The organism is Pseudomonas sp. GM21, from assembly GCF_000282215.1.
Classification (GTDB): Bacteria; Pseudomonadota; Gammaproteobacteria; order Pseudomonadales; family Pseudomonadaceae; genus Aquipseudomonas.
Genome location: NZ_AKJS01000116.1, coordinates 15,862 through 34,168, shown reverse-complemented (window position 1 = coordinate 34,168; position 18,307 = coordinate 15,862). Strand labels below are relative to the sequence as shown.

Annotated in this window: 18 protein-coding genes; 3 read left to right on the top strand and 15 right to left on the bottom strand. The window is 60.1% G+C overall.

Features of this window, described 5'->3' with window-relative positions; translation table 11 throughout:
- The 12 genes from PMI22_RS09660 to PMI22_RS09710 all read right to left on the bottom strand — a co-directional run.
- A partial coding sequence (locus PMI22_RS09660; protein WP_007947144.1) for an MMPL family transporter occupies positions 1-2,058 on the bottom strand: 2,058 nt, incomplete at its 3' end.
- On the bottom strand, positions 2,042-2,608 hold the full coding sequence (locus tag PMI22_RS0129515; protein ID WP_050550214.1) for an outer membrane lipoprotein carrier protein LolA: 567 nt from the start codon (positions 2,606-2,608) through the stop codon (positions 2,042-2,044). The genes PMI22_RS0129515 and PMI22_RS09660, both read right to left, overlap by 17 nt.
- Before the next feature lie 170 nt (positions 2,609-2,778).
- Positions 2,779-3,204: an acyl-CoA thioesterase gene (locus PMI22_RS09665; protein ID WP_007947141.1), complete on the bottom strand. Its 426-nt coding sequence runs from the start codon at positions 3,202-3,204 to the stop codon at positions 2,779-2,781.
- A complete protein-coding gene (locus tag PMI22_RS09670) occupies positions 3,197-4,741 on the bottom strand; it encodes an HAL/PAL/TAL family ammonia-lyase (protein ID WP_007947140.1) in 1,545 nt (514 codons plus the stop codon). Before PMI22_RS09670 ends, PMI22_RS09665 begins: the two co-directional genes overlap by 8 nt.
- Entirely contained in the window at positions 4,722-5,669 is a 948-nt protein-coding gene (locus PMI22_RS09675) for an LpxL/LpxP family acyltransferase (protein ID WP_007947139.1), read from the bottom strand. The genes PMI22_RS09670 and PMI22_RS09675 overlap by 20 nt, the downstream gene beginning before the upstream one ends.
- Complete coding sequence (locus PMI22_RS09680) at positions 5,666-6,400, bottom strand: glycosyltransferase family 2 protein (RefSeq protein ID WP_007947138.1); 735 nt, start codon at positions 6,398-6,400, stop codon at positions 5,666-5,668. The genes PMI22_RS09675 and PMI22_RS09680 overlap by 4 nt, the downstream gene beginning before the upstream one ends.
- Before the next feature lie 163 nt (positions 6,401-6,563).
- On the bottom strand, positions 6,564-8,243 hold the full coding sequence (locus tag PMI22_RS09685; protein WP_007947137.1) for an acyl-CoA synthetase family protein: 1,680 nt from the start codon (positions 8,241-8,243) through the stop codon (positions 6,564-6,566).
- Positions 8,240-8,785 (bottom strand): hypothetical protein, encoded by a 546-nt coding sequence (locus PMI22_RS09690; protein ID WP_007947136.1) that lies wholly within the window; start codon positions 8,783-8,785, stop codon positions 8,240-8,242. Before PMI22_RS09690 ends, PMI22_RS09685 begins: the two co-directional genes overlap by 4 nt.
- Positions 8,782-9,036 carry an acyl carrier protein gene (locus tag PMI22_RS09695; RefSeq protein WP_007947135.1) on the bottom strand — a complete coding sequence of 85 codons (255 nt, stop codon included), beginning with the start codon at positions 9,034-9,036 and terminating at the stop codon, positions 8,782-8,784. The genes PMI22_RS09690 and PMI22_RS09695 overlap by 4 nt, the downstream gene beginning before the upstream one ends.
- Before the next feature lie 9 nt (positions 9,037-9,045).
- Positions 9,046-9,321: a phosphopantetheine-binding protein gene (locus tag PMI22_RS09700; RefSeq protein WP_007947134.1), complete on the bottom strand. Its 276-nt coding sequence runs from the start codon at positions 9,319-9,321 to the stop codon at positions 9,046-9,048.
- Positions 9,299-10,111 carry a lysophospholipid acyltransferase family protein gene (locus PMI22_RS09705; RefSeq protein ID WP_007947133.1) on the bottom strand — a complete coding sequence of 271 codons (813 nt, stop codon included), beginning with the start codon at positions 10,109-10,111 and terminating at the stop codon, positions 9,299-9,301. Before PMI22_RS09705 ends, PMI22_RS09700 begins: the two co-directional genes overlap by 23 nt.
- Positions 10,087-10,812 carry a beta-ketoacyl synthase chain length factor gene (locus PMI22_RS09710; RefSeq protein WP_007947132.1) on the bottom strand — a complete coding sequence of 242 codons (726 nt, stop codon included), beginning with the start codon at positions 10,810-10,812 and terminating at the stop codon, positions 10,087-10,089. Before PMI22_RS09710 ends, PMI22_RS09705 begins: the two co-directional genes overlap by 25 nt.
- A 354-nt stretch (positions 10,813-11,166) precedes the next feature.
- Here PMI22_RS09710 and PMI22_RS09715 point away from each other — a divergent pair, with 354 nt between their 5' ends.
- The gene (locus PMI22_RS09715; protein WP_007947131.1) at positions 11,167-11,937 is read left to right on the top strand and encodes a ParA family protein; all 771 of its coding nucleotides are present in this window, start codon (positions 11,167-11,169) and stop codon (positions 11,935-11,937) included.
- A 130-nt stretch (positions 11,938-12,067) separates the two neighbouring features.
- On the opposite strand, the gene trxC is transcribed toward PMI22_RS09715, so the two are convergent.
- Positions 12,068-12,502, bottom strand: coding sequence for a thioredoxin TrxC (gene trxC, locus PMI22_RS09720; RefSeq protein WP_007947130.1), 435 nt, complete (start codon positions 12,500-12,502; stop codon positions 12,068-12,070).
- Positions 12,503-12,771: 269 nt separating this feature from the next.
- On the opposite strand from trxC, the gene PMI22_RS09725 reads away from it, so the two are divergent.
- Both PMI22_RS09725 and PMI22_RS09730 read left to right on the top strand, forming a co-directional pair.
- Complete coding sequence (locus PMI22_RS09725; protein WP_007947129.1) at positions 12,772-13,041, top strand: AbrB/MazE/SpoVT family DNA-binding domain-containing protein; 270 nt, start codon at positions 12,772-12,774, stop codon at positions 13,039-13,041.
- Positions 13,041-13,403 carry a type II toxin-antitoxin system PemK/MazF family toxin gene (locus PMI22_RS09730; RefSeq protein ID WP_007947128.1) on the top strand — a complete coding sequence of 121 codons (363 nt, stop codon included), beginning with the start codon at positions 13,041-13,043 and terminating at the stop codon, positions 13,401-13,403. Before PMI22_RS09725 ends, PMI22_RS09730 begins: the two co-directional genes overlap by 1 nt.
- 6 nt (positions 13,404-13,409) lie before the next feature.
- Here PMI22_RS09730 and selO read toward each other — a convergent pair whose 3' ends face one another.
- On the bottom strand, positions 13,410-14,873 hold the full coding sequence (gene selO / locus PMI22_RS09735; protein ID WP_007947127.1) for a protein adenylyltransferase SelO: 1,464 nt from the start codon (positions 14,871-14,873) through the stop codon (positions 13,410-13,412).
- Between the two features lie 48 nt (positions 14,874-14,921).
- A complete protein-coding gene (mscK, locus tag PMI22_RS09740) occupies positions 14,922-18,272 on the bottom strand; it encodes a mechanosensitive channel MscK (RefSeq protein ID WP_007947126.1) in 3,351 nt (1,116 codons plus the stop codon).
- Positions 18,273-18,307 lie beyond the last annotated feature (35 nt).

The window sequence follows — 18,307 nt, the reverse complement described above, 5'->3', positions numbered from 1 at the left end:
TGGCTGCCCCAGCCAGCCGAGACTGGCCAGGCTGCACAGCGCGGCGAGCAATGGCAGGGCGACGATGCGCAGCGCGCCACCGAGACCGAATGGCAGCATCAACACCAGTACGATCAACGCGCAGGAGGCCAGTTTGAGTTCCGCTGCGCTGATCTGTGTTGCGGCGAAAACGCTGTTCAATTCACCGAGCCGGTCGACCAGTTCAACGCCTGGCAAATCCAACGCCTGAACGTGTAACAGGGCAGGGTCGTTCAGGCCTTGCAGGCTGACGATCGCTGCTACGTCACCGTCATCGGTCGGTCCCAGCCACAGTGGGCGAAAGGGTTCGGCCAGTGGGCCGACCAGTGCAGTATCGATATCTTCAGAGGGCAACGCCTGCAATCTCGTCAACTCTGCATGCAGCGCTTCCGCCGGTACGCCGACGTCGAGCAGCGGCTGCCAGAACTGCGGCAGCTTGCTCAACCCTTCACGCACTTGTTGCTGGTCACTCGGCTGGCTGACCAGTTGATTGAGCGACAGATAACCCTGAAGTTTGTCCAGATTGACCAATTGATCCAGGCGCTCGCTCAACGCGGTCTGACGCTGCAGCAACTCCGGCTGATTCGCGCCGCGCACCAGGAAAAACTGGCTGGTCGGTTGAAAGCCGGTGATGTTCGCAATCGTCCGGGCTTCGTCTGTCAGTTGCTGCGGTGCACCGATCCACTGGCGAATATCGTTTTTGCTTTCGAGTTGCAGCAGGCCGCCCACGCAGAAGGCAATCAGCAGTGCCAGCAATACCGGCGTATTGAAATGTTTGAGCACTGCCTCACGCAGACTCAGCAACGATTCACAGACGCGCAGCGGCCATTGCGCCGGACGGATATCCACACCCTTGAGCAATGCCGGCAGCAGGCAGACGGCGGACAGATACGCACCGAGCAAACCGGCGGCGGAGAACACGGCGATTTGTGTCAGGGCCGGGAACGGTGTCCACGCCAGTGCCAGGTAACCGATGCAACTGGTGATCAGGCTCAACGTCAGGCCCGGCAGTGTCAGCCGCAATGCCGGCCAGCTGTGCCAGGGTTTCAGGCTCCAGCTTTTCGACAGGTAATGCAGCGGATAGTCGACGGCCACGCCGATCAGGCTGGAGCCGAGCACGAGCGTCATCACATGCATATGGCCGAACAGCGCCACGCAGGCCACCGCGCCAAACAGCATACCCACCAGTACCGGAACGAACGCGAGCAAAACCCGCCAGCGCCGAAAGACCAGCAACAGCAAGGCCAGAATGCCCAGCGTGGCGCCGCCACCGACCCACGTCATCTCGCGGGAGGCTTGTTGCTGACCGCTGGCGGCGTAGAGTAATCCGCTGGCAGCCAGCAGTTGCACGTCCGACTGAGTCGCTTGTTCACGGCTTTGTTCAAGCAGGTCGGCCACTTGCAGCGGCAGGCTCATGTCAAACGCATTGCCGGTGGTTTTTGCTCGCAGCAGCACCCAGCTCTTGCCGTCGGCATCGGCGATCAACGCGCCGCTGCCGATGTCCAGTTGTACGGTGCCGCGTTGTGGCTGGCTGTTCTGGATGCGCCCGGTCAGGCCCAGCCAGTCATCCTGGCTCGGCACCAGGCTGAACCCGGTAAACGGGTCGAACAGTGCCTCTACCCGCTGCTGGATGAAGGCGTCGGGGTGTTGGATCAGTTGCTGGCGATCCGCCCCGGACAACATCGCCACTCGGCCTTGCAGCAGTTGTTTGCGCAATGCAGGCAAGTCCGCTTGCAGGGTCCACTGGACCTTTTCGAACAAACCGCTGGCCTGCCATTGTTCGCCGAGTTTCTGCGCCATGGCGATGGCTGGCTCGCGATCCTTGTGGCCGACCAGCACCAGCATTTCGCGGTTCAGCGGTTCTTGCATGCGTTGTTCGGCGCGCAGTTCCAGCGCGTCCGGTGCCGTGCCCGGCACCAGTTCCATCAGGTTGGCTGACAGCGGTGCGCCATGGCGCCATTGCCAACCGGCGAGCGCGATCACTGCCAGGAGCAGGATCAGGAACAGCCATGGCAGCCTGCGTTCACTCGGCAAAGTCATGTTGCTCCGCAGTGCTCAACGGTTGGGCGCTGGTGCTGTCCTGCATGCGTAAAAGCGTGCTATCGCCTTGGGTTTCCAGCAGCTCGATGGTGCTCACCAGTTCGCCACCGGTGATGTTGATCTGGGTGAATACCTGCTTGAGCAACAGCGAATGCGGAATCAGCTTCAGTTTCCAGTTCTGTGCATCACCACTCAAGGAGAGCTCGAAGTCACGCTGCAAACCGCTGCTGTCGCCTTGCAGAACGGCGAGGAACAGGCGGTTCTGCTCGGCGCCTGCACTTTTGTTCGGTAGCGTCTGCCAGCCATTGGCATCACGTCGGGCGATGCCTTTGGCGGTAATTCGGTAATCTTGGTGCAACGGAGTTCTCAGCAGCCACAGCAGGCCGTGATTTTTCGCGAGCACGAACGTGCCCTTGCTGGTCAGCGGCTGGGGCAGGGCGCGCAGGTGTTTTTCCTGGACGAAGTTGCCATGGATCACTTCCGGTTTGGCTAGTTGATCGCTCAACTGCTGCAAATCGAACGCCTGCGCCCACGAAGAAAAGCCCAGCATCACCACAAACAGGTAGCAGCTGCCGAGCCCGCGAGGCTGCGTCCGGCGGCGAAGCCGTCGTAAAACCTGAGCATGCGGTGCATCAGACGAAACGCCGGGCGTCTGCTGCGCCCGAGCGCGGACCGGCCGACGCAGGCTTCGCCAGCTGCTACAGAGGATTGTGAGCGGGTTCATGCGAGCGTCCTTTCGACGGCGTCGGTAAAGACCTTCGGTGAGGCCAGCTGCATTTCGCGGCTGGTCATGTCGACGGCGACCTGTACGGAGCTGGCTCGAGTCAGGCGTTCGCCGGTTTCCAGGTCACTGATCAGGTAGTTGATCTTCAACCGGTTCTCCCACTCCACCAGATTCGCCCGCACGTTCAATTTCTGGCCGAACACCGCGCCGCGTACGTACCGCAGTTGCAAGTCGATCACCGGCCAGGCGTAACCCGACTCGGACATCGCCGTGTAGTTGTGGCCGATCTTGTCCAACAGCGCACAGCGGGCGATTTCCAGATACTTCACGTAATGGCCGTGCCAGACCACGTGCATGGTGTCGACGTCAAAGAACGGCACGAGGATTTCCGTATCGGTGTGAAGCACTCCCTTGCTACGCATGCAGCCTCCAGTGTTGCTCGGCAATTCGTTTCAGGCACAGGCGCAATTCGCCTTCCAGAGCGCGGTCTTCGATGACTGGCGGGAAATCCCTGGCCAGCTCTTTGTGCATGGCGGCCAGGGCCGGCGGCAATGGCCGTGCATCCTCGGCCTTGCTGCGCAGCCATACGCCTTGGTTGGCGGCCAGCAGGGTCGCGGCGGCGACCTGTTCGGTCAGTTCCAGCACGCGAATCGCATCGCGGGCGGCGATGGTGCCCATGCTCACTTTGTCCTGATTGTGGCACTCGGTGGAACGCGAGAACACGCTGGCCGGCATGGTGTTTTTCAGTGCTTCGGCGGTCCAGGCACTGGTGCCGATCTGCACGGCTTTGAAGCCGTGGTTGAGCATCGCCCGGTCAGCGCTGGCGCCGGACAAATTGCTCGGCAAGCCATGGTTGTAACGCTCGTCCACCAGCAGGGCGAGTTGACGGTCCAGCAGGTCGGCGACGTTGGCCACCAGGTTCTTCAGGCTGTCCATGGCGAATGCGATGTGGCCGCCGTAGAAGTGCCCGCCGTGCAGCACGCGTTCAGCTTCGGCGTCGATGATCGGATTGTCGTTGGCGCTGTTGAGTTCAATCTCGATGAACGAACGCAGCCAATTGAGGCTGTCGGCCAACACACCGAGAACGTGGGGGGCGCAACGCAAGGAATAGCGATCCTGCAGACGGTGCAGCGGCGCGGTCGGCGCGTCGATCGCCAGATCCTTGCGCAGCCATGCGGCGACTTGCATCTGCCCTGGGTGTGGTTTGGCGGCGAACAAGCGTTCGTCGAAGTGTTCAGGATTGCCCTGCAAAGCCACCACGTTCAGCGCCGTGATGCGCGTGGCCAGTTGCAGCAGGTAATCGGCGCGGGCGAAGGCCAGGCAGGCAAGACCGGTCATCACCGCTGTACCGTTCATCAAGGCGAGCGCTTCTTTCGGGCGCAACACCAGCGGCTGCCAGCCGAGTTCACGGTGGACGTCGGCAGCGTGTCGGCGCTCGCCACGGAACATCACTTCACGCTCGCCGGACAGCGTCGCGGCAACGTAGGACAACGGCGTCAGATCACCGCTGGCACCCACCGAGCCTTCTTCCGGGATCAGCGGCAGGATGTCGTGTTCGAGGAACGCTTGCAGGCGCTCCAGCAGCTCCACGCGCACTCCGGACACGCCATGACACAACGACTGCAAGCGCGCGGCGAGTACCGCGCGAGTGGCCTGTTCATCGAGCAATTTGCCCAGGCCGCAGCCGTGGAAGGTGTACAGATGACGAGGCAACGCCTCGACGTGATGCAGCGGCACCGCGACCACGCAGGAGTCGCCATAACCGGTGGTCACGCCATAAATTACGCCTTCCTTGTCCAGCAAGGAGTCGAGGAATCGCGCGCCCTTGGCAATACGCTCGCGGTACGCGGAATCGCCCTGCAACTGCGTCGGCACCTGACGGTTGGCCAAGGCCAGTACGTCTTCAATGCGCAATGGGAGTTCGCCGAAGGTTACCGGCTCATGCGTTGGCGTCGTCATCGGTCTTCCAGAAAGGGTAAAAGTTGAACCATTGTTGGGGCGCTTCCAGGCAATAGTGACCCAGGCGCTCGGCGTAGCGGGCCGCCCACTGATGAATGACCTGTTCGCGGTCGCTGCGTTTCCACACGACGGCCTCGGCAAACGGTTCGAGGGTCACGCGATATTGCCCCGTCGGTTTCTTCAGGCACATCAACAGATTGACCGGGCATTTCAGCAAACCGGCCAGCAACCACGGCCCTTGAGGGAACGCAGCCGGATGACCGAGAAAATCCACGGTGACGCTGCGTCCGCCGTGCAGCGGTACGCGGTCGCCGGCAATCGCCAGCCATTCGCCGCGCTCAAGGCGCTCATGCAATTGCAGCATGATGACCGGGTCCAGCTCGCTGACCTGGATCAGCCGCAGATTGGTCGCGCCGGCTTCCCCCAGCAAGCGGTTGAACTGCTCGGCGTGCTTGGTATGGACCAGCACGTTCATCGTGACTTTTTCGCCGATTTCCGCCAGTGCGCGGCAGACCTCAAGATTGCCCAGATGCGCGCCCACCAGCATCTGTCCGCGGCTGCCACGCAGTTGATTGCGCAGCAGCGCCGGGTCGATGATTTCAATCTGGTCGATGCTCAGCTTGCCGTTCCACACGTCGAGCTTGTCGAGCATGGAGTCGGCGAACGCCATGAATTGGCCGAACACGCGCCAATGGGTCGGGCGCAACTCAGGGCGAGCGCTCCAGTCGGCTAGACGTTGCTGGTATTGCCAGGCGGCTTGGCGAGCGCTGCGCCCGAACAGGAAAAAGTACAGGACGATGCCGTACAGCAGCGGGCTCAACAGTCGCCGCCCCAATACTTTGGCGCCGAACGCAGTGAGCTTCATCAGCCAGAAACTGCCCCGCTCCTGGCGGTCGGCCCAGTGCTTTCTGTCTACGTCACTGCTCATGCTCGCCACCGTCGCCAGAGGATCACCGGTGCCCGCAACAACATGCCGAAAAACAGCCGTGTATGCATGCTGGATATCAGTACATTGTCGTGAAGCAGGCGAAAGTGCGAGACGCCATCGAGCGGGTAATGAACCCGGGTCGGCAACCATTGCATCGCCTGGTTACGCCAGGCCAGGCGCACGAGGATGTCCGAATCGAAGTCCATGCGCTTGCCGATTTTCGCCGAATCGATCAGCGCGAGGGTGGGTGGCAATGGGTAGACGCGAAAGCCGCACATGGAGTCGCGAATCTGCAAGGACAGCGTGTTGATCCAGACCATCACGTGCGTCAGGTAGCGGGCGTACAGGCGACCTTTAGGCACACTGGCGTCGAATTGCGGGTAACCACAGATCATCGAATCCGGGTGGGCGCGTGATTGTTCAATGAACAGCGGCACGTCTTGAAGGTCGTGCTGACCGTCGGCGTCCACTTGCAACGCGTGGCTGAAACCCAGGCGTGAAGCTTCGCGCAGGCCGGTCATCACGGCGCCGCCCTTGCCCTGGTTGGTGGCGAGGCGGATCAGGTTGACCCTTTCGCGCCGGGCCAGTTGGTCGAGCACTCTGGCACAGGGTGGATCGCTGGCATCGTCCACCAGAATGCACGGCAGGCCACTGGCGATCAGCGCATCGACCACCGTGGTGATGGCGGTTTCGTGGTTGTAGACCGGGATGATTGCGCAGGGGTTATGCATGCCGAGTCACACCTCACCCTTGTAGCAGCTGGCGAAGCCTGCGTCCGGGCGCGAAGCGGTGTTAAACCGGTATATGCGGTTTCTCGGAATATAGGTGGTGGGGTTGATGCGAGCGCTTCGCACTCGAACGCAGCCTTCGGCAGCTGCTACAGGAGACTTCAACTTATCCACAGGCTGCCTCCAGCAAAATCCGCCCACTGGAGCAGGTGGCGGTCTCATTGCGATAGGCGAAATACAATTTGCTGCGTTCCGGGTCAAAGCGCAGGTGTAGCTGGATTTCGTCACCCGGGCGTACCAGTTGCTGGAACTTCAGCACTTCCATGCCGGCGAATTTGGCCGGCAGGTCCATCAGTTGCTGGCCGAGGCTCAGCGCCCACTCCACCTGTACCACCCCGGGCAGTACCGGCGTTTGTGGGAAGTGGCCGCTGAAATAAGCGAGGTCCGGTGGGATGGCCAGTTGCAGGCTCCACTCGCCCTCGACTTCGACCTGTTCAAGCACTTCGGGTGCCTTGACCCGGGGCGCCAGCAGCAGGGCTTCGACATCCGCCTGCGGCAGTTTGCCCTGAGCGTTCAGGGGCAATTGCCGCAGCAATCGCCAGCGTCGTGGCAGGGCGAGGGCTTCGCAGTGTTGGCTCAGGTGCTGACGCAGTGCTTGCGTGAGCGTGCGTCGACCCTGATTGCGCAAGGCATGCAGCCCCGATTCGCTCAGCACCAGCAGCGCACCCAGCGAGGCGCGGTTCTCCTGGACCACACCGAGGTGCGCTTGCGCGACCCAGTCATGGTCCATCAGCGCTTTTTCCAGCATGGGCAGCGAAATGCGTTTCTCTTCCAGTTTCACGATCCGGTCCAGTCGTCCCAGCAATTGGAAACGGCCGTTGGCCTCGATTCGTGCGGCATCAGCGGTGTGTTCGAGGTGGCCGGCGGGCAAGTATGCAGATTTGATCAGCAGCGCGCCGTCGCTGTCCTGGCTCAACTCGACGTCAGCAAACGGCTGCCAGAGATCGCTGCCCTGACGCCAGGCGATACCGCCGGTTTCGGAACTGCCGAAGATTTCCGTCGGCCATTGTTGCAGACGTTGGTGCAGGCGCAGCGCAGCCTCGGCGGGCAACGCGCCACCTGAGGAAAATACCCGTCGTACGGTGCTCAAGGCCGACCAGTCGAGGTTGTCACCCATGCGCTTGAGCAGCGCCGGGCTGGCGACCCAGGCGAAGGCGGGGTGTTCACGGCTGGCGCGCTGCAAGTCCTCGGGGAACGCCAGCTGCTTGCGTACGAACGCTCGCCCGGCGCACAAGGGCCACAGCACTCGGAACAGCAGCCCATAGATGTGTTGGGTGGCGACGCTGCCGATGATGCACGCCTCGCCCAGGTCGGCGCCCCAGAGCTGCTCCAGCGCTTGAACTTCATTGGCCAGTTGGCGCAGGGTTTTGTCGATACGCTTGGGGTCACCGCTGGAGCCAGAGGTGCAAAGGCTCAACTGGCAGGTGTCCAAATCCAGTACCGCACCCGCAAGAGGCGGATGACGGTAATCACTCAGATGCCTGTCATCAGCAAGATCGGTCAGCCACAGATCGACTTCGCCGGACCAGCGCTGGCGTGTCTGCGGTTGTAGATCGGCAGGCAGCAGCACGCTGACGCCGGCGCGCCAGGCACCGAGCAAGGCAATCGCCAGGTCAGAGGCGTCTTCAAGGTGCACGGCGATGCGCTGCACACCTTCGCCTTGCAAGCCAGCCGCCAGGCGCAGGGCCTGGTCGCACAGCTGTGCATGATTCATTGCCGGTTCGGCCGTTACGGCGCGCTCCGGCTGAGCCTTGAGCAATAGCTGCTCAAGCGTTATCCAATTCATGAGTGGCCTCGTACCCGTTGTCGTATCAGCCATTCAATGGCAAACAGCAGGCCCATCAATCCATAGGAAATAAGGCCGGTGTACAACATCCACCAGCTCAGCGGCGCCCACAGGGTCAGGGCAGCGGCGAGCAAGCCGTTAAAGATTAAAAACACACACCAGACAATCGTCACCTGGCGCGTATAAATAATGGCCCGGGCCGGCAAGTGCGGTTCACGCAGGCGCGCCAGGCGTTCAACCATCGGCGGGCCGAATTTGAGGCTCAGGCCAAATAGCCCAAGCATGAACGCGCTGATCAGCACCGGGTACCAGCGCAGTAACAACGGGCTGTCGAACACCGCCAGCAACAGGCAAAAAACTATCGCGATGGTCGCCATCCACTGGCTGCCGGGACGGCGCGGACCGAGCAACGCCCGAGCCAGCCACAGGCTGCCCAACAGCAGGCCGAACTGCCATGGAGCAAAATGTTCCATGCCGAAATACACCACGAAGGGGTACAACAGGCCCGCGAGCAGCAGGCCAAGGCCGATCAGTCGGCTCATGCGGCGGGTTGAACCAGGCGATAGACCGCCTCGACCACGTCGCTGACAGTACGCACCGATTTGAATTCTTCGGCGGCGATTTTCTTGCCGGTCTGGCGCTTGATGTGATCGATCAGGTCGACGGCGTCGATACTGTCGATTTCCAGATCCTGATACAGGTTCGATTCAAGGCTGACGCGTGCCGGGTCCAGCTCGAAGAGTTCGACCAAGGCATCGCGCAGGGTGTTGAAAATGTCGTCACGAGTTTGCATGGTCCGGTCTCAAGCTGCCTGTTTTGCAGTGACGAACGCCGCAAGGCTCGCCACGTTGGTGAAGTGATTGCGGGTGTCTTTGGCATCGGCGTCGATTTTGATGCCGTATTTTTTCTGGATTGCCAGGCCGAGCTCCAGAGCGTCCACCGAATCCAGACCCAGGCCTTCGCCGAACAGCGCCTGATCATTGTCGATGTCGTCGGCACTGATGTCTTCGAGGCCGAGGGCATCGATGATCAGTTCTTTGATTTCCAGTACCAGGCTATTCGTGTGCAGATCGCTCATCTTCGGCGAGCTCCTTAATAAAGTATGTATGCAAATAATCGTTGAGCTTGCGCGAAGCCTGGGGGGGCGGGCCACACGCGGCGAAAGTCTGTGGGTCTATATCGGCCCCGACGCGAAAACTGAAGTGCACGCGGCGTTTCGGGATCCGATACCAGGGCTCGGCCTTGGTCAATGTCGTCGGGCTGACCTTGATGATTACCGGCGTGAGGATTTTCGCACCGCGCAGGGCAATTGCCGCGCCCCCCCGATGAAAGGCCGGCGCCTCGCCAGGCTGAGTGCGCGTGCCTTCGGGGAAAATGATCAAGGTTTGACCGCTTTTCAGCGCGTCGGCAGCCGCGTCGAGCATGTCCATGCTGCCGTCGTTGCTGATGTATTCGGTGCGGCGCAGCGGGGCGCGGGTAAAGGGGTTTTCCCAGAGACTTTGTTTGACGACGCAGTTGGCGTGACGCACCAGGCCAATCAGAAACACGACATCGATCAGTGAGGGGTGATTGGCAAGGATCATTTGCCCGGGGCGCCCGAGCTTTTCCGCACCCTGGATGTCATAGGTCAGAACGCCGGTTCGGGCCATGAACCGGACAAAAAGCCAGAAGCAGCGGCTGACGGTTTGTCGGGCGCGCAGACGGTGGGTCTGGGCATCACCGGGCAGGCAATTGAGCAACGGAAAAACCACCAGCCGCAGGCACACGCCGCCCAACCCGAACAGGGTGAAGCTTGCGGCAGTGGCCAGCAGACGCCAGTAATAGGCGTCGCGGTTTTTTCCGGTCACGGGGTGCGATGCCAGGTCCATACACGATTCTTCCAGGCATGTTGGCAGGTGGATTGCTGGCCGAGCAGGGTACGCAACAAATTCAGTGCATGGGGCCAGTGGGCGTTGGACAACCTTTGCGTCGTGCTGTTCAGGGACAGCTGCCAGTCGGTGCCAGGGGTCAGCAACAGGGCGACGGCATAGGGAAACGGTACATCGTCGATCCATGTTTCGTAGGCGCTGGGCGGCTGTTCTTCGGTGACAATCAGCAGGACGGCAGGTGCGCCTTCTTCCAGCAACGCCGCGGCCTCTAGCATGCCGTGTTCAAGCCCGTCACCGGCTGCGGCGAGGGCCGTCATTTCGCTGGTTTCGCCCCGCATGATCGACCAAAGGCCGATAACGGCGTTGTGGACGGACAGACTGAAGTGAGTCGGCGACAACGGTTGGTCGGCGGCCAGATCGCTGAGGATTTCGAAGGTGCGTGGGGTCTCGCCATGGCGGGAAATAAAGACCAGCGGTAGGTCCTGGCGGCCATCGGCCAAGGGCCAGCCGACACAGAATGCCATTCGCGCCAACCGGCTGAGTCGTCGGCGCTGCATGGCAGGCAGAAACGACACGTCGGGGGCGGCATCGCTGCTCGCAAGCACAACCGGCTGTCGGCTCCATGCCTGCCAATCGTCCACGCTTTCGAGCCCGGGAGCCCACGCGCGCCATTGGGCGATGTTGAAGTTGATCACAGACATACATCCCGCCCCAGAGGGCTTCTTTGACGCGGTGAGCCGCAAAGACAGCGACAGACCTTACGTGACGCGTAGCGCCGAGTGGCGCGCATTATCCCGGTGCTACGGGTGCGTAGCAAATGCTGGTTACATTTTGTGCAGTGAAATGTACCGTCCGGTTCGGCAAAAGGTATCGATTAGCCATTATCCACACCGTGAAGTTCATGGCTGTCGGCCTTTGCTCGAATCAATGGAGGTAATTGCTGTTTTTTCGTGAGGAGATTGGATTTGACCGTGTAGTCCGTTCTGCCGAGGTAGCTAAGCGATGCGCTGGAACACTACACTCGGTCATTCTTTGATACACGGAGAGGTTTTGACATGCGGCGCGTGGTGTTTAATCAAAAAGGTGGCGTGGGTAAATCCAGTATTGCCTGCAATCTTGCGGCGGTCAGCGCCAGTCAGGGCTATCGCACCTTATTGGTGGATCTCGATGCCCAGGCCAACTCCACTCAATACCTGACAGGCCTCACCGGCAGTGACATCCCGATGGGCATCGCCGATTTCTTCAAGCAAACCCTGTCCTCCGGGCCGTTTTCGAAAAAAAACCAGGTCGACATCTACGAAACACCCTTCGACAACCTGCACGTGGTCACCGCCACCGCCGAGTTGGCTGATTTGCAGCCCAAGCTTGAGGCTAAACACAAGATCAACAAGCTGCGTAAATTGCTTGAGGAGCTGGGGGAAGATTACGACCGGATCTACCTGGATACACCGCCCGCGCTGAACTTCTATGCGGTATCAGCGTTGATTGCCGCCGATCGTGTGCTGATCCCCTTCGACTGCGACAGCTTTTCGCGTCAGGCCTTGTACGGCTTGCTGGCGGAAATCGAAGAACTCAAGGAAGACCACAACGAAGGCCTGGAAGTCGAAGGAATCGTGGTCAACCAGTTCCAGGCCCGCGCCAGCCTGCCCCAGCAGATTCTCGACGAATTGATTGCCGAAGGTTTGCCGGTATTGCCGGTGTACCTGGCCAGTTCAGTGCGTATGCGTGAATCCCACCAGGCCAACACGCCACTGATCCACCTCGACCCCCGGCACAAGCTGACCCAGCAATTCGTCGAGCTGCACAAACTGCTGGAAAGTGCCTGATTCTTGCTTACACCACCGAACACCTGTAGGAGCGAGCCTGCTCGCGATAGCGGAGTGTCAGTCGACTAAAATTTTGACTGTTACCCCGCCATCGCGAGCAGGCTCGCTCCCACAGTGGGTAATGCGCTGCTTAAATCCCATGACTACGCAACCAGCTCATCAACTGCAGCAGCGGAAACGCCCCGCTCTGGCGCGCCACTTCCCCGCCATTCTTGAACAGAATCAGACTCGGAATCGAGCGAATCCCCAACTGCGCCGACAGCTGCTGGTTCGCCTCGCTGTCGAGTTTCGCCAACCGGCACTTGCCCGCCAACTGACCGGCCGCCTGCTCGAACACCGGCGCAAACGACTTGCACGGCCCACACCAGTCCGCCCACACATCCACCAGCAACGGCAGATCGCCTTTGATCTGGCTGGCGTAATCGCCTTGCTTCAATTCAAACGGTTTGCTCAGTAAAACCTCGGCCTTGCAGCGACCACATTTTGGATGGTCGTCGAGACGCTCGGCCGGGATGCGGTTGAGGCCGTTGCAGTGGGGGCAGGGGATGAGGAGTGGGGTGGTCATTGGATATCCAAAAAGTTGAGCAGTCAGACACGCTAATTTGGAGTCGGGGTCAGAACTTATCAAGTCAGTAGGATAAGAAGGCACGCTCACAACTGTCGCAAATGCTCACAGTTTTGAGATTTGTAGTCCTGGAGCGTTGGCTACGCTGGAGGCATTCAACATTCACTCTGTCGTTTTCCGAGGAGGTCGCTTTGCTTTCATTCGCGTGCTACGTTTGTTGCACTTATCGAGAGATCGATATCTTCCAATTGCCGGATAGGAGTTCTCCCATGTCCGTGACTTCCAAAATCCGCCGTCAAGGTGGTGCCGCAGTAATTACGCTTCCGCCTACCTTGTTGAAGCTCCTGCACCTGGAAGTTGGGGCGCAGTTGGAGCTGAACGTGGTTGATGGTGAGTTGATTGCTCGCCCCGTTGCACCGACTCCTCGTAAACGCTACAGCTTGACCGAGTTGCTTGAAGGTTCCGAAGAAATGGCTGAACTGAATGCGCAAACAGCGTCTGCACGTGAAGGTAATCCAGTTGGTCGGGAGTTAGGTTAATGGTCCGTCGACAAGCCCCGCAGCGAGGCGACGTCTATTGGGTTGACCCAAATCCGGTTGCGGGGCGAGAAATGATGAATCGGCACCGCTTCGTGGTGATTACACCAAGGGAGATCAATGCCTTGGGTGTCAGCATGACTGTCCCTGTCACCAGTGGCGGCAACCTCAGTCGAAACTCGGGACTTACGGTTGTCGTTTCCGGTCATGACACGACGGGTGTCGCGGTGTGTAATCAGGTACGCAGTTTTGATATTGAACAGCGCGTCCGTGACGGCTCTGCCAAGTTTATCGAGCGTCTTGATGACGTGACGATGGCCGACATCGTTGCTCGAGTCGTCAGTGCCATCGATCCGCTGGAATAACCTTCCTCAAGACGAACAACTAATCTCCAAATGCTTCCCCCACTCCGGCGGCCGCTCGGCGTAAGTGTCCATCCCCGGCTGTTCCTCGAACGGATTGCTCAACACCGCATGCAACCGGCGAACCTCTGAGTAGTCGCCGCTCTCAGCCGCATCGATAGCCTTTTGCGCCAGGTAATTGCGCAGGATGTACAGCGGATTGACCGCGTGCATTCGCGTTCGGCGCTGTTGCTGATCAACCACGCCTTCGCGAGCCACCCGGGCGACGTAAAGCTCGCCCCAGGCATCGAAGCCCTTGATGTCGACGAAGTCATCTCGCAAGCGGACTACGGCCAGTTCCGGTGACTCATCCCCAAGTCGGCGGAAGAACAGGCTGTAATCGACGCCACTGTTCTGCATCAGTTGCAGCAAGTGTTCCAGCAGTTTCTGGTCATCGTCTTCAGCGGTGGTGAAACCGAGGCGGCGGCGCATCAGGTCCAGGTAGTGGGCCTGGTAAAGCGGCAAGTACAGCCCGAGGGTTTCGCGCAGGGCTTCGACGCTGATGAATGGCGTCAGGGCCTGGGCCAGGGCGCTGAGGTTCCACTGGCCAATCGGCACCTGGTTGCTGAAGGAATACCGGCCCTGATCGTCGGAGTGGTTGCAGATGAAATGGGCGTCGAAGTCATCGAGGAAGGCGAACGGGCCGAAGTCGAAGGTGATACCCAGGATCGACATGTTGTCGGAGTTCATCACCCCGTGGCAGAAGCCATACGCCTGCCATTTGGCAATCAGCTCGGCGTTGCGCTCGACGATTTCACGGAACATCGCCAGATACGGTTCCGGTTGTTCCAGGCATTCGGGGAAATGCATGGCCAGCACGTGGTCGCCGAGTTCTTTCTGCTTCTCGGGACGTTTGGTGTAGTAGAAATATTCGAAATGCCCGAAGCGCACATGGCTGGGTGCCAGGCGCAGGACCATTGCCGCGCGTTCCTGCTTCTCGCGCCACACTGGCGTGTCGGAGCCAATCACGCACAGGGCGCGGGTGGTCGGGATGTTTAGTGCATGCAGGGCCTCAGAGGCAAGGAATTCGCGGATCGAGGAGCGCAAGACCGCACGGCCATCGCCCATGCGCGAAAACGGAGTTTGCCCGGCACCCTTGAGGTGCAAGTCCCAATGCTCTCCGGCCTCGTTGTAGACCTCGCCCAGCAATAAACCGCGGCCGTCGCCCAGTTGAGGGTTGTAGGAGCCGAACTGATGCCCGGAATAGACCATCGCCCGTGGCACCGCGTCGGCCCAGAGCTTATGGCCGCTGAACAGCTCGGCGAACTCCGGGGTTTGGGCTACGGCCGGGTCCAGATCCAGCAGCTTCATGGCCGCAGGACTGGCCACCACCAGGCGCGGGTTATCGATGGGCTCGGGCAGCACATGGGCGGAAAACGTATCGCCCAGGCGGGCAAAACGATTATCGAAGGTCAGTTCGTCGAGGGCTTTCAACGGCCATCTCCAGCAGAATGTCCGAGCATTCTGCTAGGGATAGAGCGGTTAGTCGAGCTTGGCGGCTGGCGGTTCTTGCAGCGGTTTACCATCCGCCATCGGCACGATGGTTTTGTTTTCCGGTTCGACCGGCACCAATTTGTATTCCTGGCCGTGAAGGTTCTTGAGGTAGACCTCCATCTGCCGGAACGAGATGTTGATGTGCTGCTTCTTGAACTCGTGGTTTATGAAGCGGTTGACCTCATCGAGCACCGGGTTTCGGTCGCCAAGGTCGCGCACGTGCATGCGTAACTCGTGGTCGAGGGTGCTTTCACCGAAATTAAGGAAGTACACGTGCGGTTCCGGGTCCTTGAGCACGCGCGGGTTGTCCCGGGCGGCCTTGAGCAGCAGCTCTTTGACCAGGTCGAGGTCCGAGCCGTAGTCGACGCCGAGCTTGAGCGTGACCCGGGTGATGGTGTCGGTCAGGGACCAGTTGATCAGTTGCCCGGTAATGAACGTCTTGTTCGGGACAATGATGTCCTTGCGGTCGAAGTCGGTGATGGTCGTAGCGCGGATGCGGATCTTGCTGACCGTGCCGGACAGGTTGCCGATGGTGATGGTGTCGCCGATCCGCACCGGCCGTTCGAACAGAATCATGATGCCGGAGATGAAGTTCGCAAAGATCTCCTGCATCCCGAAACCCAGGCCGACCGAGAGCGCTGCCACCAGCCATTGCAGCTTGTCCCAGCTCACGCCGAGCGTGGATAGGGTCGTGACGAAACCGACCCCGGCAATCACGTAAGACAACAGCGTGGTCGTGGCGTAGGCGCTGCCCTGCGCCAGATTCAGCTTGGACAACACGAACACTTCCAATAGGCCTGGCAAGTTGCGGGCGAGGGCGAAAGTGATACCGATGATGATCAGCGCACCCAGCATGTCGCCGATGCTGATCGGCACCATGCTCATGGTTGCGCCCGTACCGCTGGTGTATTCGTAGAGGGTGATGTTGTCCAGGTACGAGAACACCGAAATCAGATCGGACCAGGCCCAGTACAGTGCGCCCATGAAAGCGCCGAGCAGCGCCAGACGGATCAGGCGCAGGGATTGTTCGTTGACCTTTTCGATGTCCAGCGTCGGTTCTTCGATCACGGCGTCGCCGTCACCGGCCTCTTTGGCTGCCTGACGTTTGGTCAGGGCTCGCTGGTACGCCAGGCGGCGCGCCGCAACGCTGAGCCCGCGGACAAAAGTGGCTTCGATCACCAGCCAGAACATCAGCAGGTAAAGGGTATTGATCAGTCGGTCGGTGAGCTTGAGTGCGGTGTAGTAGTAGCCGAAGCACACCGCCACGAACAATGCGATCGGCAGGGCGGTAAACAGGATCCCCACCAATTTGCGAAATAGCGAAGCGTTCTCGTGTGTCGGGCTACGCATCAACAAGCGGCTGAGCAGCCAGGCCATCAAAGCGTAGCAGGCCAACACCACGGGCATGCCGAGTACATCATCGGCCAGGGTCGCCGGTTGCAGTTCGGCGACGGCCACCACCGCCACCAGCGCCATCACCACCAGGCCGAGTCGACGGATCCAGCCCTGCAGGAATTCGACCTGAGGTTTTTCCCAACGGAAATGCAGTTCGGCCACGCCACCCGGCGCGAGGATCCGGTAGGCGGTGTAGAACACCAGCCACGCCTGAGCCATTTGCAGCAACGCGGCGCCCATGTTGGCGTTCTGCCCGCGGGCGTCGATCTGCAAGGCGAGACCACACAAGGCCAGGCCCAGCGCGACCGGCAGCGCCAGCAAAATATTGACCAGAATGGCCTGCGGCGTATGCCACTGGCTGTCGCGCTTGAAGTGGCCGATATCCTTGTGAACTTTGTTTAGTTGGGCGTACAGGCTTTTGCGTCGCCACAACAAAACACCAATCAGCAGCACCAACGGCAGAAACAACAGGGGCCGTTGAATCAGACCGTCGCTCAACTCACTCAGGCTGGAGAACCACGGCAAGGTCGTGATCTGGCGCTGCAAGCGTTCCGGTACCGCGCGTATCCATTCCATGTCCAGCGGCTTGTTACTGGGAATCCAGAACATTTGCTCGTCGAGGGTCGCGCGCAGGCTTTGCGCGGTGCTCAGCAGTTGTTTTTGATTGAGTTGCAGGGTGATGGATTCGTTGAGCACGGCGCTCAATTCGCGATTCAGCCGTTCCAGCAGGTCGGCGCGGGTCGTGGCCAGTTCCAGCAGACTCTTGCGCAGTTGCGGGGTGACTTGTTCCGGTGGTTGAGTCGACAGCAGGTTGTCAACGTAGCTGGCCGGGTTGCTCAGCAGTTCGCGTTGTTGGTTGACGTCAAACTGATACAGACGAATGTCGGCGATCTGGTCCGCCAGGTTGCGGTCCAGCCTTAAACGCGGCAGGGACTGTTTCTGTTTATAGAGAATCTTGGAGAGCAACAAGCTGCCCTTGAGCACGTTGATTTGCTCGTCCAGCGCCGAATCGCTCTGGGTGACGTTGTCCAGTTGCTGCTTGGTCAGCAGGTTTTGCTGAGTGACTTCGTTGAGGCGGTCCGTGCTTTTGAGCAAGTAGTCGGAAAGCTTCAGGTTGGCTGCACTTTCGGTGGCCAACAGGCTGCTGCTGCCGGATTTCTGCGCCTCGATGGATTGCTGGGTCACCGTCTCTTGGGACTGGGCCAGGCGCTTCTGGTTGATCAGGGTTTGCAGCTCCTGGATTTCCTGATCCAGGCGATCGGATTTTTCCGAGAGCAAATCGTGCTGGCTGTTGCCTAGATCCTGCAGCTGATTGTTGCCGGCCAATTCCTGGCGACGCAGGGGAATCAATGCGTTCAGGGCGGCGAGTTCGGCATTGAGCAAATCGCGCTGTTCGCCGTTCAAGGTTTTGCCGGCATCTTTGCCGGTCTTGAGGATGTTGTTGATTTGTTGAATGCGCGTCTGGCTGGCCGAAATTTCGGCCTGGGCACGCTCGGGGCGGGTCTGAGCAGTGATCACCAGGGTGTTGGCGTCGGTCAAGGCCCTTTGCAGGTCGCTTTGCTGGGTCGAGCGCTCGGTGAGCATTTGCTCGAGTTGCGGGATCGACAGGTTGGCGTAGCGTTGCGTCACTGGCAGCACTTTGCTGGCCTTCAGACGCGCCAGTTCACGCTGATTCTCGATGACTTGCTTTGGCGCGGCGGCCAGTTGCTGTTTGACATCGGCCAGTTTCTGCTCGTAGTCACGCTGGTTGTTGAGCTGGGTCAGCGTGTTTTGCAGAACGGCTTGCAGGGCTTTCTGATCGGCTTCTGGCAGTTTGCGGTCGGCGATCTTGTCCAGGCTTGCCTGTACGGCTTCGCTGGACGGCGGCTCGGCCGCTTGCAGCGTGCCAATGGAGAGGCTCAGGCCCAGCAGGGCCATGATGAAAAAGGTGCGCAGGGTTGACATAGAGACCGATCAAAACAAGACGAAGAATTGGGGGC